This is a genomic window from Bradyrhizobium erythrophlei, assembly GCF_042430365.1.
GTDB classification, from domain to species: Bacteria; Pseudomonadota; Alphaproteobacteria; order Rhizobiales; family Xanthobacteraceae; genus Bradyrhizobium; species Bradyrhizobium erythrophlei.
In genome coordinates, this window is sequence record NZ_JBHMET010000051.1 from 14,266 (window position 1) to 28,787 (window position 14,522).

At 64.9% G+C, this 14,522-nt stretch carries 16 protein-coding genes; 6 read left to right on the forward strand and 10 right to left on the reverse strand.

The window, feature by feature from the left end; genetic code table 11:
• Nucleotides 1-157 precede the first annotated feature (157 nt).
• Nucleotides 158-520, reverse strand: a complete 363-nt coding sequence (locus tag ACFFWD_RS08170; RefSeq protein ID WP_376963375.1) for a PRC-barrel domain-containing protein — start codon at nt 518-520, stop codon at nt 158-160.
• Between the two features lie 336 nt (nt 521-856).
• Here ACFFWD_RS08170 and ACFFWD_RS08175 point away from each other — a divergent pair, with 336 nt between their 5' ends.
• From ACFFWD_RS08175 to ACFFWD_RS08185, 3 genes are read left to right on the forward strand one after another with little or no spacing between them, the layout of a single operon-like run.
• Nucleotides 857-1,048, forward strand: coding sequence for a hypothetical protein (locus ACFFWD_RS08175; RefSeq protein WP_376963378.1), 192 nt, complete (start codon nt 857-859; stop codon nt 1,046-1,048).
• 33 nt (nt 1,049-1,081) lie between these two features.
• On the forward strand, nt 1,082-1,306 hold the full coding sequence (locus ACFFWD_RS08180; RefSeq protein WP_376963381.1) for a hypothetical protein: 225 nt from the start codon (nt 1,082-1,084) through the stop codon (nt 1,304-1,306).
• Nucleotides 1,307-1,359: 53 nt separating this feature from the next.
• A complete protein-coding gene (locus ACFFWD_RS08185) occupies nt 1,360-1,653 on the forward strand; it encodes a hypothetical protein (protein WP_376963383.1) in 294 nt (97 codons plus the stop codon).
• Nucleotides 1,654-1,656: 3 nt separating this feature from the next.
• Here ACFFWD_RS08185 and ACFFWD_RS08190 read toward each other — a convergent pair whose 3' ends face one another.
• A complete protein-coding gene (locus ACFFWD_RS08190; protein ID WP_376963386.1) occupies nt 1,657-2,556 on the reverse strand; it encodes a DUF6537 domain-containing protein in 900 nt (299 codons plus the stop codon).
• 24 nt (nt 2,557-2,580) lie between these two features.
• Nucleotides 2,581-3,249 (reverse strand): Crp/Fnr family transcriptional regulator, encoded by a 669-nt coding sequence (locus tag ACFFWD_RS08195; protein WP_376963389.1) that lies wholly within the window; start codon nt 3,247-3,249, stop codon nt 2,581-2,583.
• Nucleotides 3,250-3,570: 321 nt separating this feature from the next.
• Here ACFFWD_RS08195 and ACFFWD_RS08200 point away from each other — a divergent pair, with 321 nt between their 5' ends.
• Both ACFFWD_RS08200 and ACFFWD_RS08205 read left to right on the forward strand, forming a co-directional pair.
• Nucleotides 3,571-4,683: a cyclic nucleotide-gated ion channel gene (locus tag ACFFWD_RS08200; protein ID WP_376963392.1), complete on the forward strand. Its 1,113-nt coding sequence runs from the start codon at nt 3,571-3,573 to the stop codon at nt 4,681-4,683.
• A 22-nt stretch (nt 4,684-4,705) separates the two neighbouring features.
• Nucleotides 4,706-5,491: an enoyl-CoA hydratase/isomerase family protein gene (locus tag ACFFWD_RS08205; RefSeq protein WP_376963395.1), complete on the forward strand. Its 786-nt coding sequence runs from the start codon at nt 4,706-4,708 to the stop codon at nt 5,489-5,491.
• Nucleotides 5,492-5,673: 182 nt separating this feature from the next.
• On the opposite strand, the gene ACFFWD_RS08210 is transcribed toward ACFFWD_RS08205, so the two are convergent.
• Nucleotides 5,674-6,108: a DUF6157 family protein gene (locus ACFFWD_RS08210; protein WP_376963398.1), complete on the reverse strand. Its 435-nt coding sequence runs from the start codon at nt 6,106-6,108 to the stop codon at nt 5,674-5,676.
• 17 nt (nt 6,109-6,125) lie between these two features.
• Entirely contained in the window at nt 6,126-6,770 is a 645-nt protein-coding gene (locus ACFFWD_RS08215) for a glutathione S-transferase family protein (RefSeq protein WP_376963401.1), read from the reverse strand.
• An 84-nt stretch (nt 6,771-6,854) separates the two neighbouring features.
• On the opposite strand from ACFFWD_RS08215, the gene ACFFWD_RS08220 reads away from it, so the two are divergent.
• On the forward strand, nt 6,855-7,859 hold the full coding sequence (locus tag ACFFWD_RS08220) for a helix-turn-helix transcriptional regulator (RefSeq protein WP_376963404.1): 1,005 nt from the start codon (nt 6,855-6,857) through the stop codon (nt 7,857-7,859).
• Nucleotides 7,860-7,868: 9 nt separating this feature from the next.
• On the opposite strand, the gene ACFFWD_RS08225 is transcribed toward ACFFWD_RS08220, so the two are convergent.
• The 5 genes from ACFFWD_RS08225 to ACFFWD_RS08245 all read right to left on the reverse strand — a co-directional run bounded on the left by ACFFWD_RS08225 (nt 7,869) and on the right by ACFFWD_RS08245 (nt 14,521).
• On the reverse strand, nt 7,869-8,567 hold the full coding sequence (locus ACFFWD_RS08225) for a nitroreductase (RefSeq protein ID WP_376963407.1): 699 nt from the start codon (nt 8,565-8,567) through the stop codon (nt 7,869-7,871).
• Between the two features lie 124 nt (nt 8,568-8,691).
• The gene (locus tag ACFFWD_RS08230) at nt 8,692-9,936 is read right to left on the reverse strand and encodes an acyl-CoA dehydrogenase (RefSeq protein WP_376963409.1); all 1,245 of its coding nucleotides are present in this window, start codon (nt 9,934-9,936) and stop codon (nt 8,692-8,694) included.
• Between the two features lie 112 nt (nt 9,937-10,048).
• The gene (locus ACFFWD_RS08235; RefSeq protein WP_376963412.1) at nt 10,049-11,296 is read right to left on the reverse strand and encodes an acyl-CoA dehydrogenase; all 1,248 of its coding nucleotides are present in this window, start codon (nt 11,294-11,296) and stop codon (nt 10,049-10,051) included.
• 112 nt (nt 11,297-11,408) lie between these two features.
• Complete coding sequence (locus tag ACFFWD_RS08240; protein WP_376963415.1) at nt 11,409-12,536, reverse strand: acyl-CoA dehydrogenase family protein; 1,128 nt, start codon at nt 12,534-12,536, stop codon at nt 11,409-11,411.
• A 113-nt stretch (nt 12,537-12,649) separates the two neighbouring features.
• Nucleotides 12,650-14,521, reverse strand: coding sequence for an AMP-binding protein (locus ACFFWD_RS08245; RefSeq protein WP_376963417.1), 1,872 nt, complete (start codon nt 14,519-14,521; stop codon nt 12,650-12,652).
• Nucleotide 14,522: the final 1 nt, after the last annotated feature.

Below are 14,522 nucleotides of genomic sequence, written 5' to 3' on the forward strand. Positions count from 1 at the left end.
TCGGGTAACCGCGGGACTGATTTCAATAATGTATATTGCATTGTATTAGCATTGCCGATTGTTCAAAAGCGCGCACACGCGCAAAAGTATGCATCCGCGCGAATTTTGGCCGGCTCGGCCGGGACGTCTCGCGCCATCGCAAGAAACCCGATGCCGCTCAGATGAACGGCACGCCGTAATAGTCATTGAGCGCGCGGGCGGCGCCGATGTCGGCCCAATTCCATTCGCGATCCTTACCGTATTTCGGCGCAGTGCGAAGCTGGTCCTCGGTCACGCCGGTGACGTAGCCGCCGAGGCGCGTGTCGTATTTCAGCGACTGCCACGGCAGCGGATAATGGTCGTTGCCGAGGCCCAGGATGCCGCCGAAGCCGAGCACGGCATAGGAGACGCGCCCACTCTTCTTGTCGATCATCACGCGCTCGATCGATCCGATCTTGCGACCGTCGGCGCCATAAACGGCGGTACCCTCCACCTTGTCGCTGCCGATCAGATTGCCGATTTCCTTCTCATCCATTGCCATGCAAGCTCTCCGTTCGGTTCCATGCGTCTGCAACAGGGGAGCGGCATCATTGTTCCTGCCGGCTTCGTCGCAGTTGTTGCAGTGCAGGACCGGACGGAATGTGCCATTGCGACGGTCTTCCTAAAGGCATAGGGACCCCGACGGCGCAATTCGCCGGGGCCCGTCACCAGAATGATCCGCCGTTCTCGGGGGGCAAGCGACGAACGCAGCCGACCTACGCCTATCCGGGGCCAATCGTTCCTGTCGTCCGGCCCGCGATTTCGTGCAAACGGGATGTCATGGGTTAACGACGGCACCGGGGAACCCGCCTAGCATCGGTGTTCCATCGGTGACGACATGCTCAAGAAGAAACGCAACAAGTCGCGGCCGGAGGGTTCATTCGAGAACCGTCTTCGAAAATTCGCCGCCGACACGCGCAGCGCCGCGCGGAAAATGCCGCCGGGACGCGAGCGTGACGCCCTGATGAAAAAAGCAAGACAGACCGAGGCGGTGATGGAGGTCAGCGAGATGCTGACGTTCCGCAAGTAGCCTCACCCGAGAGGGCACCTAGGGAGAGCTGCGATGATCGTGATGATCGAGGAACAGTTTGATTCACGTACGCTCGCCATCATGAACGCGGCGCTGGATCGCGTGTGCGACAGGGCTCCGCGCGGCGAGGAACACGTCACGCGCAGGCGCGTTGCCAAATACATCATCAGATGCGCCTGGAACGGCAAGACGACGCTGCCCGAGTTGACCGAGGCCGGCGAGCATGCGCTGACCAGGGTCGCCGCAGCAGCAAAGTAACCTCTGCTGTGTTGGTCTTGCTGGCTCCCGGCTTCATTGGAGGCAGCGAGTTCATGCGTGCAGCACTCATCATCGCCTTGCTGGCCATTCTGGCAGCCGTCGGAATCTATGCCTATGAAGGTCTGACGCTGCCGGGCGCCACGATGCCTGAATACGGTTATGCCGCGCTCGGCATCGGGGTCGTGTTCGCCATCATCGTCGGCGCCGGCCTGATGGGATTGCTGTTCTACTCGAGCCGCCACGGCTACGACGAACCGCCACGCTACGAGCGGGAGCGTGATCTGTTGATCCGTCATCCCCGCGCAACCGCTTCGCCGTTGCGCGGACATGTCTTGCGGACCTATTAGACCTCAAACCGCCGGAGTCGTCGCCGGCACCCTCGCGCGGATTTCGGCGATCTTGCGCTTCAGCGACGCCTGTCGCGGATCGGGCAGGATGGCGGCGCGGGCTTCGGCGATCGCGCCGGCGAGATCGGACAGCGCGAGCGTGCCGTCGAAGACGGGCTTCACCAGTCCATCGATGATCGCGTGCCAATCCGCCATGCCCTGGCGGTAGGGATCGCCGTAGCCGCGGATCATCGTCGCGGTCTGGATCACCGCCATCGTCGCCTTCGGCTGCTTGGTCAGGCTGCGGTCGATCATGTGCAGCCAGCGCTCGACCCAGACCCGCTCGTTGCCGTAGCGCACGGAGAACAGCCGCCAGCGCTTCAGCCCGGCTTCGATCTTCAGGCGGCGCACGCTGAAGCGGCTGTTGGCGCTGAAGCGGATCGAGACGTTCCTGCGCAGCCAGCCGATCTGGTCGAGCCCGCCGAGCACGGGATCGGCGACCACGGCCGGCAACGCGCCGATCAATTCATCGAGGCGGAATCGCTTGATGTCGTCGACGGAGCGCGCCGGCAGGCGACCCGCCTCGTCGAGCTCGCCGAGCTTGATCTGCGCGATCCGGATCGGGTCCTCATAGGCCATGCGCTGCGCCATCAGCTGCGCGATCTCGGCGAGCATGGCCGGATCGACGCCGCGCCGGCCGATGAAGCGCTTGAGCCGGTCGACGTAGAGCTGTGCGTAGGAAACGCTCTGATAGACGATCAGCGAATGGATGGCATCGCCGACCGCGGGCGCAAGCTGCTCCGGGCAGGCGTCGGGCAACATCGGTGTCGCATCGTCCTGGTCGCCGATGATGTCGGCGAACAGGTAACGGAGCGAAGCCAGGAGACCGTCGTCATCCGGCACTGCGGTGCCTCCGGAATTCATCTACGACCGCTCATTTGCCACTGCTCATGCGGGTTTCGGCTCCGCGACCGGCGGCGCGGTGTGTTGCGCCAGCCGCTGCTCCAGCGTCGAGATGTTCTGGAACAGCCGGGCGCTGAAAAGCCGAAGGAAATAGAAACCGAAGGCCGGGTTCTGCACGTAGAGCTGCTCGACCTGGTCGTAGGTGACCGAGAGCACCGTGCCGGCCTCGACGCATTCCAGCGTCTGGGTCCGCGTGTTCGACGGCGACAGCATGCCGAACTCGCCGACGATAGCGCCGACCGGCAGCTCGATGCCGGATTCGACCAGGCGGAAACGCCCGCCGACGATGTAGAACATGCTGTCGGCCTTCTCGTCCTTGTAGAACAGCACTTCGCCGGCGGCGCATTTGCGCTCGCTCGTGAACGGCTTCAGCCACTCCATCGACAGATCGCTGTTGACCGATTTCTTCACGTCGCGGACGAGCTGAAGCATCTGGTGCAGGCGGTAGGTGTTCAGCGGCAGCAGCACGGAATGCAGGATCAGCGTCGCGTAATTGTGGGTCGGGATCGCCGTCGCGATCAGCACGATGTTGGTCAGGATGGCGAAGACGCGCAGCGGGATCATGGTCCGCATCGACAGCGTGGCGACCACGAAGATCGATGCGAAGAAACTGCCGGCGGCGCCGGCGTGCTCTGCGAGATGTGAGGTATCCATCGGAAACCAACCAATTCTCAGGAAGTGGACACAATCGCTATATTAGTCGCCGCCATAGAGCTGCGGTCGCATGCGTCAACCTGCATCCCTGATATACGGGGAAAAAGCGACGTTTTGTCGGGATTCTCACCAATCCCGGGTTAATTTGGTGAGAGAATATTCGGGCGTATCATCCAAACGGATGAGGGCCACGCCGGGAATAAAGGCTGCGGCCCGCGACGCGCGTTGACGGCCCTCCCGGCGGCGGGCACTTTGTGGCATCGGCTCCGCGTGTGGCAGGGCCCCGTTTCAACCCGTTCACTGACAGGCAACGCACGTCCGATGTCCAAGCGGCTCGTCCTTCCGGCCTTGGCACGTTTTGTTTCGGCCACCGCCGGCCGCAACATGACGACCGTGGCCTATGTCGCGGTGGCGGTCGGCGTCGCGATGATGGTGCTGCTGACGGTCGCGCCCGCCTATGATGTCGCCCCGCGCGGCATCGACGCGCTGCTGTGGGCCTGCCTCGCCTATTTCGTGTTCGAATGGCTGGTGCGGCTGCGCCACATGCGGCGGCAGGGGCGGATGTGGTTCTACGCGCTGTCCGGCGCCGGCGTGGTCGACGCGATCGGGGCGCTGGCGGTGCCGATCGCCCTCGTCGCCGGCATCGAGCCGAAGACGGCATGGCTGCTCGGCATCCTCTGGGTTCTCAAGGTGGTGCCGGGCATTCCGGGCCTGCGCCAGCTGCGACGCGTGCTGGTGGTGGAGTCCGGGCCGCTGGTCAGCGTGCTCGTGATCTTCCTGATGGTGGTGTTCCTGGCTTCGGTCGCCGAATATCTCCTCGAGCACGACGTGCAGCCGCAGACCTTCGGCAGCGTGCCCGCGGCGCTGTGGTGGGCGGTGGTGACGCTGACCACGACGGGTTATGGCGACGTAGTGCCGATCACACCGCTCGGTCGCATCGTCGCGGCGATGGTGATGATCTCGGGTCTCGGCGTGTTCGGGCTGTGGACCGGTATTCTGGCGACCGGCTTCGCCGCCGAGACCCGGCGCGACAATTTCCTGAAGACCTGGGAGACCGTCAGCAAGGTGCCGTTCTTTGCGACCCTCGGCCCCGCCGCGATCGCCGACGTCACCCATATGCTGCGGACCATAGACCTGCCGCCGCGCGCCATGATCATCCGCAAGGACACCAACGGCGACTGCATGTACTTCGTCGCCGCCGGCGAGGTCGAGGTCGACCTGCCCGGCCGCAAGGTGAAGCTCGGCGAGGGCGCGTTCTTCGGCGAGATGGCCCTGCTCGGCAACGCCGTGCGCAGCGCCAATATCGCGACCACCAAAGTCACGCGGCTCTTGGTGCTTGACCTCGTCGATTTCCGCCTGTTGATGGCACGGCATCCCGACCTTGCCCAGACCATTGACGCCGAAGCGAAACGGCGCGAATTGGAAAACAAGTAAGAGTAAAGTGACGGAGACCAAAATGCCTGACGCGGTCGAGACCGCCAGCGCTCCCGTGCTCGACATTTCGGGCGCACGCGCCACCATCCGCCTCAACCGGCCGAAGCATCTCAACCGTCTCGAGGCCCAGGATCTCGACGAGCTCGTGAAACTGTTCGACCGGATCGAGGCCGATCCCGCGATCCGCGTGCTGGTGCTGACCGGAACCGGCCGCGCCTTCTCGGCCGGCTATGATCTCAATTCGGTGGCCGAGCGCGCGGTGAGCGCGAAGGAGCAGCAGAGCGCGGGCTCGGCGTTCGAGGTGGTGGTCAACCGCCTGGAGGATCTGGCCGTGCCGACGATCTGCCGGCTCAACGGTGGCGTCTATGGCGGCTCGACCGACCTCGCGCTCGCCTGCGATTTCCGCATCGGCGTCGACACAGCCGAGATGTTCATGCCGGCGGCGCGGCTCGGGCTGCATTACTACCGGAGCGGCATCAAGCGCTATGTGACGCGGCTCGGCGTCGACAATGCCAAGATGCTGTTCCTCACCGCCTCGAGGATCACGGCGCCGGAAATGCTGCGGATCGGCTACCTCACCGCGATGGTGCCGATCGAGTTCCTGGACGAGGAAGTCGACAAGCTCGCCAACATCCTGGCCGGCAACGCGCCTGTTGCCATGGCCGGCATGAAGCGCACCATCAACGAATTCGCCCGCGGCGAGCTCGATGAGACCGCCGCCGACCAGCGCCACCGCGACAGCATGCGTGGCGAAGAGATCAAGGAAGGCATCAAGGCCTTCGCCGAGAAGCGGCCGCCAAGGTTTTAGATTGACGGCCCCGCTCGTCGTCTCCGGGGAGCGCACTCGCGCGCCTCTAGGAACGGTAGGAGACTGTGCGTAGCTCAATCCCGTCATTGCGAGCGGAGCGAAGCAATCCACCGCGCCACACGCGGAAGCATGGATTGCTTCGTCGCTATCGCTCCTCGCAATGACGGCCATATCGCTTCCCCTCACCCCCGCTTGCTACGCATCGCCCGCACCTGGGTGATCTCGGCGTCTCCGGCGAGCGCCTGGTAGCGCTTGCTGTCGACGGCGTAGATCGCGATGCGGCCTTGCGCGTCGGCGTGGACGCCCCAGCCGAAGCGTTTTCCCAGCGGGGAAGCGCGCATACACGCCTGCCCCCTGGAAAAGAACGCCTCGCGCGCGAGGCTGCGCTCCTTCTTCGTCGCCTTTGCGGCGAGCGCGCGGCCCGGCGCGGAGGTCGCGAACACCACGTCGTCGGAGGTGTATTGGTACGGCGCCTCGGCGAGCATCTGATATTGCAGCGTCGCGACCGTCGGATTGCCGCCGCGCAGCTGCGGCGCCTCGCCGCTGCGCGCAGGGCAATCCTCCGCGACGCGAATGAAGGTGTTGAAGCAGTTGGTGGTATGCAGCGGCTTTGCCATTGCGCCTCCTGATCGTCTCACGTGCCGGCCGCTGCGGCGTGCTGCGCCGCCATCTCGTCGTCGGCGGCGGAGACCCGCTTGAAGGCCGGGCGCGCGGCGATTCGCTCGGCATGGCGGACAAAGACATCCTTCTGCGGCACGAGGCCGAACATCATCGTCCAGTTCAACGCGATGCCCCAGAGAATGTCGGCCGCCGTGATCTGTTCGCCGAACAGATAGGGCCCGCTGGCGAGCTGCGCTTCCAGCGCGCCGAGCATGGTGTCGTAATCGGCATAGGGCGAGTGCGATATCGGCGTCGGTTCGCGCTTCATGAACTTGTCGATCAGGGCCGGCTCGAACGACGAGCCATAATAGGCGATCCAGCGCAGATAGGGGCCGCGGCGCGGATCGTCCAGCGCCGGCGTCAGCCCGGCCTGCGGGAACAGGTCGGCGAGATAGATGGTAATCGCGACCTGCTCGGTCACCAGCGCGCCGCGATGGTGGATCGCCGGTACCTTGCCGAGCGGATTGATGGCGAGATAGGCGGGCGCGCGCTGCTCGCCGGCCTTCATGTTGAGGACGTGCAAATCGTAGGGCGCGCCCAATTCCTCGAGCAGCACCCTGGCGCCGGTCGCGCGGCTCTGCGGCGAATAATACAGGGTGATGCGGTCGGATGTCGTCATGGGCAGGTCTCCTGGGAGGTCGTGAGGTCGCGGCGTGTTATGAGCGTCTATACCTGACATCCTGTGTCAGGTATAATCTGTGGCATGCGTGCGAGCCGGCTTTTTTCGATCCTGACCACCCTGCAGGCGCGGGGGCAGGTCACCGCGCCTGAACTCGCCGAGGCCTGCGAAGTGTCGGTGCGCACCATCTATCGCGATATCGACGCGCTCGCCGCCGCCGGCGTCCCGGTTTATGCCGACCGCGGCGCCGAGGGCGGCTACCGCCTGCTCGACGGCTACCGGGTGCGGCTGAACGGGCTGTCGCAGCCGGAAGCGGAGGCGCTGTTCATGGCCGGGCTGCCGGGGCCGGCGGCCGCGCTCGGCCTCGACGCCGCGATGATCGCGGCGCAGACCAAGCTGATGGCGGCGCTGCCGGAAAATCTGCGCCCGAACGCGAGGGGGATGCAGCAGCGCTTCCATCTCGACGCGCCCGGCTGGTTCGGCGAGACCGAGGAGCCGAAGCACCTGCGCGTCATCGCGAGCGCGGTGTTGCGCGAAAACCTGATCGAGATCCGCTACCAGAGCTGGAAGGCGGAGAAGCGCCGCCGCGTCGCGCCGCTCGGCCTCGTGCTGAAGGGCGGCAACTGGTATCTGGCCGGCCTCGTCGACGGCAGCGTGCGGACCTATCGGGTGGCGCGCGTGCTCGACTGCATCGCGCTCGACGAACCGATCGCGCGGCCTTCGGATTTCGACCTCGCCGCCTATTGGCGTGCATCGATCGAACGGCTCGAGGCCGAGCTGCATCCGAACGAGGCCAAGGTGCGGCTGTCGCCGTTCGGCCTGAAACTGTTCGAGGCGCTGAGCCATCCCTATGTGAAAGCGCGCATGCGCCTTGCGGACACCGCTGACGCCGACGGCTGGCGGATCGCCACCATGCCGGTCGGCAAGACGCTGTGGCACGCCGCCACCGAGCTGCTGCGCCTCGGCGCCGAGGCCGAGGTGCTCGCGCCAGACGAGCTGCGCGAGAAGATGGCGGAAATGACGAGCGCGATGGCGGCGCGGTACGCGGCGCCGCCGCGACGTCGGGCCGTCGCAGGACGAAAAGGCTGAGCCGCGACGCTACTCGTCCACGAACGTCACTGTATCCGCCACGCTCGCGCGTGAGGTGCGATAGCTGTTCACCTTGTGGGCATGATCGGCATAGCCGAACGAGATACCGCAGACGACGCGGCGGTCGTCTCCCAGATTGAAATGACGGCGGATCAGGCCGGAATGGCGGGCGAGCGCGGCCTGCGGGATGGTGCCGAGCCCAAGCGCCTGCGCCGCCAGCATGAAGTTCGAGACATAGCCGCCGCAATCGATCGCGCCGTAGATGCCGAGCGCTTCGTTGCTGTGGATGATGGCGACGTGCGGCGCACCGAAGAAATTGTAGTTCTCCAGCGCCTGTTTTGCGTAGGCGGCCTTGTCGCCCCTGGCGATGCCGAGCGTGTTGTAGAGCTGGAAACCGCTTTCGCGGCGGCGCTCCAGATAGACGCCGACATACTCGCGCGGCGGCGTGAAGTCGTGGTTATCCCCGGCGCCGGACGCGGCTTCCGCATAGATGGCTTTACGAAAACGTTCCTTGGCCTCGCCGCTGGCGATCAGCACCTGCCAGGGCTGGCTGTTGCACCAGGATGCGGTGCGCTGCGCGACCGTCAGCACCTGCTCGATGACGTCGCGCGGCACCTCGCGGGGCAGGAAGGCCCGCACGGAGTAGCGCTCGTTGAGCAGCTCCTCGAGCGCGCCGATGCGATTGGTTTGCTTCACGACAGCGTCCATGGCGCATCCTCGTATCTGCGTAGGGTGGGTTAGCCGAAGGCGTGACCCCACCGCTTCTCTCGCGCGGCTTTGGCGGCATGGTGGGTTACGCTGCGCTAACCCACCCTACGGTCCTACGATTACCTTAACGTCCCTTGGTCGGGATCTTGTTGTAGGGCACGTCCTTGTCGACCCTGATGTCGCCGGGCAGGCCGAGCACGCGCTCGGCGATGATGTTGCGCAGGATCTCGTCGGTGCCACCGGCGATGCGCATCGAGGGCGAGGACAGCAGCATCTGCTGGAACTGGCCGTTCGCCTGCTCCTCGTCGGTGCCGGTGAAGCTACCTGCCGCGCCCTGCAAATCCATCGCGTAGGCCGCGATGTCCTGCAGCATCATGCCGGAGACGAGCTTGCCGATCGAGTTTTCAGGACCCGGACGCTCGCCCTTCGACAGCGCCGAGATCGCGCGGTAGCTGGTGTATTTCAGGCCGTTCGACTTCACCGCCCAGCTCGCAAGCTTCGAGCGCACCGCAGGATCGTCGATCGCAAGGCCGTCCTCCAGCATCAGATTGGAGCAGAACTCGAACATCTCAGGCACGCCGGTCGCGAGCCGCGAGCCGATCGACATACGCTCGTTCATCAGCGTGGTCAGCGACACGTTCCAGCCGTCGCCGACCGCACCGAGCCGCTGGCTGTCCGGGATCACGACGTCCGTAAAGTAGACCTCGTTGAACTCCTGCATGCCGTTGGCCTGCTTGATCGGCCTGACTTCGACGCCCGGGCTCTTCATGTCGAGGAAGAACATGGTGAGGCCCTTGTGCTTCGGCACATTCGGATCGGTGCGCGCGATCAGGAGGCCATAGTCGGAATAATGCGCGCCCGAGGTCCAGATCTTCTGGCCGTTGACGACCCAATTGTCGCCCTTCTTCTCGGCACGGGTGCGAAGCCCCGCGACGTCGGAGCCGGCCGACGGCTCGGAGAACAGCTGGCACCAGATCTCCTCGCCGGAGGCGAGCTTCGGCAGATAGCGGCGCTTGGCGTCCTCAGAGCCCCAGGCCATCACGGTCGGCCCGCACATGCCCTCGCCGATCTGGAACGGCTGCGTCAGCTTGCCGTAGACGCCCTCTTCCTGCTGCCAGATGACGCGCTCGATCGGGGTGGCACCGCGGCCGCCATATTCCTTCGGCCAGTGCAGGCAGGCCCAGCCGCCGTCTGCCTTCTTCTTCTGCCAGGCCTTGCCGACCTCGACCATGTCGTGCTTGGCGAGCTTGATGCGGCCGAGCGAGGACTTCGAGAGCTCCTCCTCGAACTCCTTCGGCGCATTGGCCTCGATCCACTTGCGGGCGATGCTGCGGAACTCGGCTTCCTGCGGCGTATCATCGAAATTCATGGCGAACCTCTCTTTTGCGTGGGGTGGGTTAGCCGAAGGCGTAACCCACCGATTCTATCGAACATTGTTGCGAAATGGCGGGTTACGCTGCGCTAACCCCCCTTACGATTGCTCAAGCCCTTCCCTTGGTCGGGATCTTGTTGAAGGGCACGTCCTTGTCGACACGGATGTCGCCGGGGAGACCCAGCACGCGCTCGGCGATGATGTTGCGCATGATCTCGTCGGTGCCGCCCTCGACGCGGGTGCCGGGTGCGCGCAGCAGCATCGCCTGGAACTTGCCCATGACCTCGGCATCCTCGGGGCCGTTCAGCGCGCCGGCGGCGCCCTGCAGATCGAGCGCGTAGGTCGCGACATCCTGGATCATCGAGCCGGCGACGAGCTTGCCGATCGAGTTCTCCGGACCCGGCCGCTCGCCGCGCGACAACGCCGAGATCGCGCGCATGCTGGTGTATTTCAGGCCGCTCGCCTTCACCGCCCAGTTCGCGAGCTTGGAACGCACCGCGCGGTTCTCGATCGCCGGACCATCCTCCAGCATCAGGCTGTTGCAGAAGTCGAACAATTCGGGGAAGCCGGTCGCGACGCCGGCGCCGATCGACATGCGCTCGTTCATCAGCGTGGTGAGCGATACGTTCCAGCCGTCATTGACGTTGCCGAGACGCTGCGAATCCGGGATGCGGACGTCGGTGAAATAGACCTCGTTGAAATCAGATGCACCGCTCGCCTGCTTGATCGGCCTGACCTCGACGCCCGGGCTCTTCATGTCCAGGAAGAACATGGTGAGACCCTTGTGCTTCGGCACGGTCGGATCGGTGCGGGTGAGCAGGATGCCGTAGTCGGAATAATGCGCGCCCGAGGTCCAGATCTTCTGGCCGTTGATGATCCACTCATCGCCGTTCTTCTCGGCGCGGGTGCGAAGCCCCGCGACGTCGGAGCCGCCGGCGGGCTCGGAGAACAGCTGGCACCAGATCTTCTCTCCCGACGCGAGCGGCGGCAGATATTTGCGCTTCTGCTCCTCGCCGGCGAACGCCATCATGGTCGGACCGCACATGCCATGGCCGATGATGAACATCGCGCTGAGGCGGCCGAACGGGCCCTCCTCCTGCTGCCAGATCACGCGCTCGATCGGGGAGGCACCACGGCCGCCATAGTCCTTCGGCCAGTGCAGGCAGGCCCAGCCGGCATCGGCCTTCTTCTTCTGCCAGGCCTTTGCGACTTCGAGGATGTTGGCGCCCTTGAGCTGGACGCGGCCGAGCGAGGCCTTGCGCAGCTCCTCCTCATATTGCTTCGGCGCATTCGCCGCGATCCAGGCTTTCGCCTCGGCGCGGAACGCGGCCTCCTGCGGTGTGTCGTCGAAATTCATGACGGTTCTCTTGTTTGCGTAGGGTGGGTTAGCCGAAGGCGTAACCCACCAATTGAGCGTCATTGCTTGGCGTTGGTGGGTTACGCTTCGCTAACCCACCCTACGAATCCAACTACGCCGCGTTCTTCTTGCGCATGCGGTCGATCAGCGCGTCTTCCCAATAGGACAGACTGCCGAGGCCGAGCGCGACCGCATTGGCGCGGCGATAGTACATGTGGCAGTCGAATTCCCAGGTGAAGCCCATGCCGCCATGGACCTGGATGTTGTTCTTGGCGCAGTGCTGGAACGCCTGCGTCGCGCTGATGCGCGCGGCGGCAGCGGCTTCCGGCAGTTCGCCGGCATTGGTCGAAAGCGCCCAGGCGCCGTAGTAGCAGTTGGAACGCGCCAGCGTCGCCGAGACGTACATGTCGGCGAGCATGTGCTTGACCGCCTGGAACGAGCCGATCGGACGGCCGAAGGCGATGCGGTCGAGCGCGTAGTCGCGGCCCATCTCCAGCGCGCGATCGGCACCGCCGACCTGCTCGAACGCCATCAGAACCGCGGCGCGATCGAGCACCTGGGTGATGACGCCCCAGCCCTCGCCGGTCGCACCGAGTGGCTCGGCCTTGACGTCCTTGAAGGTGATCTCGGCCTGGCCGCGGGTCAGATCGATATTGGTCAGCGACTTGACCGCGACGCCCGAGGCCTTGAGGTCGACGATGAACAACGAGATGTCGGACTCGCGACCGCTGGAGCCGGTACGCGCGGCGACCACGGCGAAATCGGCGATCGCGCCGTCGGCGACCGGCTTCTTGACGCCGTTCAGCACGCCGCCATTGGCGGCGAGCTTGATTGCCTTCGGCGACGGATTGCCCTTGCCTTCGAACAGCGCCAGCGTACCGATCGCCTCACCGCTCGCGATCTTCGGCAGCCATTTCTGCTTCTGCGCGTCCGAGCCTGCGATCAGGATCGCTTCGGCCGCGAGATAGACGGTGGACGAGAACGGCACCGGCGCCAGCGCGCGGCCCATTTCCTCGGCGATCACGCAGAGCTCGAGATGGCCCGCGCCGGCGCCGCCGAATTTCTCGGGGATCGCGACGCCGAGGAAGCCCATTTCGGCGAGGCCCTTCCAGAGGTCCTTGTCATAGGCGGCCTTGCCGTCGAGCACCTCGCGCACGGCCTTCGGCGGGCATTTTTCGGAGAGGAACTTCCGCGCCTCGTCGCGCATCTGCTTCTGTTCGTCGGAGAAATCGAAATTCATGGCGTTCCACTCGTGGGTTAGTGCTGAATTTTTGGGATGGGCGGAGCGAAGCGATACCCATCGGTTACTTGGTTGGAGATGATGGGTTTCGCTGCGCTCTACCCATCCTACGGTCAGTTCAAAACAATCACGTCGTCGCCGGGCTTGTCGGCGTAAAGCCTGTCCACCAGCGCGGCGCGGCGCTCGAGGCCGGCGCGCTGGTTGATGTAGCCTTTGTCGGTGAGTTCGTTGCCGTCGATCGAGGGCGGCTCGACCATCAGCATCGCGCGCGCAACGCGCATGCTGCTGCCGGTGGTCGAGGCGTTGTGCGCCTGCAAGCCCTGCTTCAGGCAGGCAATCACCTCGGGATGGTCAACGAGTTCCGCAAAGCTCGCATCGGGATTGCCGACGAGCTGGCGGCAGGCGTGCAGGTTCGGCCAGCACAACAGGCCGATGAAGGAACGATCCTGGCCGGTGACCAGCGCGTCGTGCACAACAGGTGTCGCGGCGGCGATCGCGTCGGTGCGTAGCGAGCCCACATGGACGAAGGTGCCGGTGGTCAGCTTGAAGTCTTCGACGACGCGGCCGGCGAAGATGATGCCCTGCACGGGATCATTGGGGTCGACGAATACGCCGGCGTCGCCGATGCAGTAATAGCCTTCCTCGTCGAACATCTTCCTGGAGAGATCAGGCTGGCCAAAATAGCCCGGGGTCACGTTGACGCCGCGCAGCCGCAATTCGTATTTCGATCCGCACGGCACCATCTTCAGTTCGACGCCGGGGAACGGCAGGCCGATCAGGCCGACGCGCTCGGTGTCCCAATAGGTGCCAGTGGACGTCGGCGCGGTCTCGGTCGAGCCCCACCCGGTGTAGAACACGATGCGCTCGCCTGATGTCTTCACCGCCAGCGCCTGCATGCGGTCGTAGAGATCATCGGGCAGCCGCGCGCCGCCATAGGCCATGATCGAGAGGTTCTTGAAGAAGCTGCGGCACAGCGCGTCGTCCTTCTCCATCGCCGCGGCCAGCGCGGCATAGCCGGCGGGCACGTTGGCGTAATAGGTCGGCGACACCTCGTGCAGGTTCCTGAGCGTCTCCTCGAACTGGCCCGGCATCGGCCGGCCGTCGTCGATATAGAGCGTGCCGCCATCGACCAGGATCGGATGGAACGCAGCGTTGCCGCCCATGGTGTGGTTCCACGGCATCCAGTCGAGCATGGTCGGGATCGGACCATTGGGATCGCGCGGCCGCACCTGCATCATCATCGCGGCATTGGCGCACATCATCTCCTGGGTGTTGATGACGGCCTTGGGCATGCCGGTCGAGCCCGACGTGAACAGCAACTTGCCGACGGTCTGCGGCGTGATCTTCGCAATCGACTCCGCAACCGCGTTCGTCACCGGCGTCGCGGCGAGATCGGCAAACGACACGCTCTTGACGCCGTCGCACGGGCGCAACACGTGGATCACGGTGATGCCGGTGAGATCGAGGGCCTTCAGCGCCTTCTCGAAGGTCGGGCCATCCTGCACCATCACCACGGCGGGCTTGATCAGGTCGAACAGATACTTGAGCTTGAGGTGATCCTGGCTCATCAGCGAATAGGCCGGCGACACCGGCGCGGCGGCAAGGCGTGCCTGCATCGCGGCCTGCGTCATCAGCGCGTGCTCGATCGAATTACCTGACAGGATCGCAACCGGGCGGCCCTCGTCGAGGCCGAGATCGAGCAACGCCTGCGTCAGCGCATCGACGGTGCGCTTGGCCTCGCCATAGGACACCTTGCGCCACTGCCGGTCGGGACCGCCGCGCTGCGCGAGCCAGATGCGCTCCGGCGCCTGCTGCGCCCATTTCGCGAGATAGGCCGGGATATGCGTCTCATAAGCCTGGAGCGGAATCCGCGACTTCAGGATGACGGTGCCATCGTCGCGCCGCTCGACCGCGATGTCGCGCGCTAGCCAATCGACCTTGCGAAAGGCCGGCTTTGTCAGCACCGCGGCTGCACTCCCACTCATT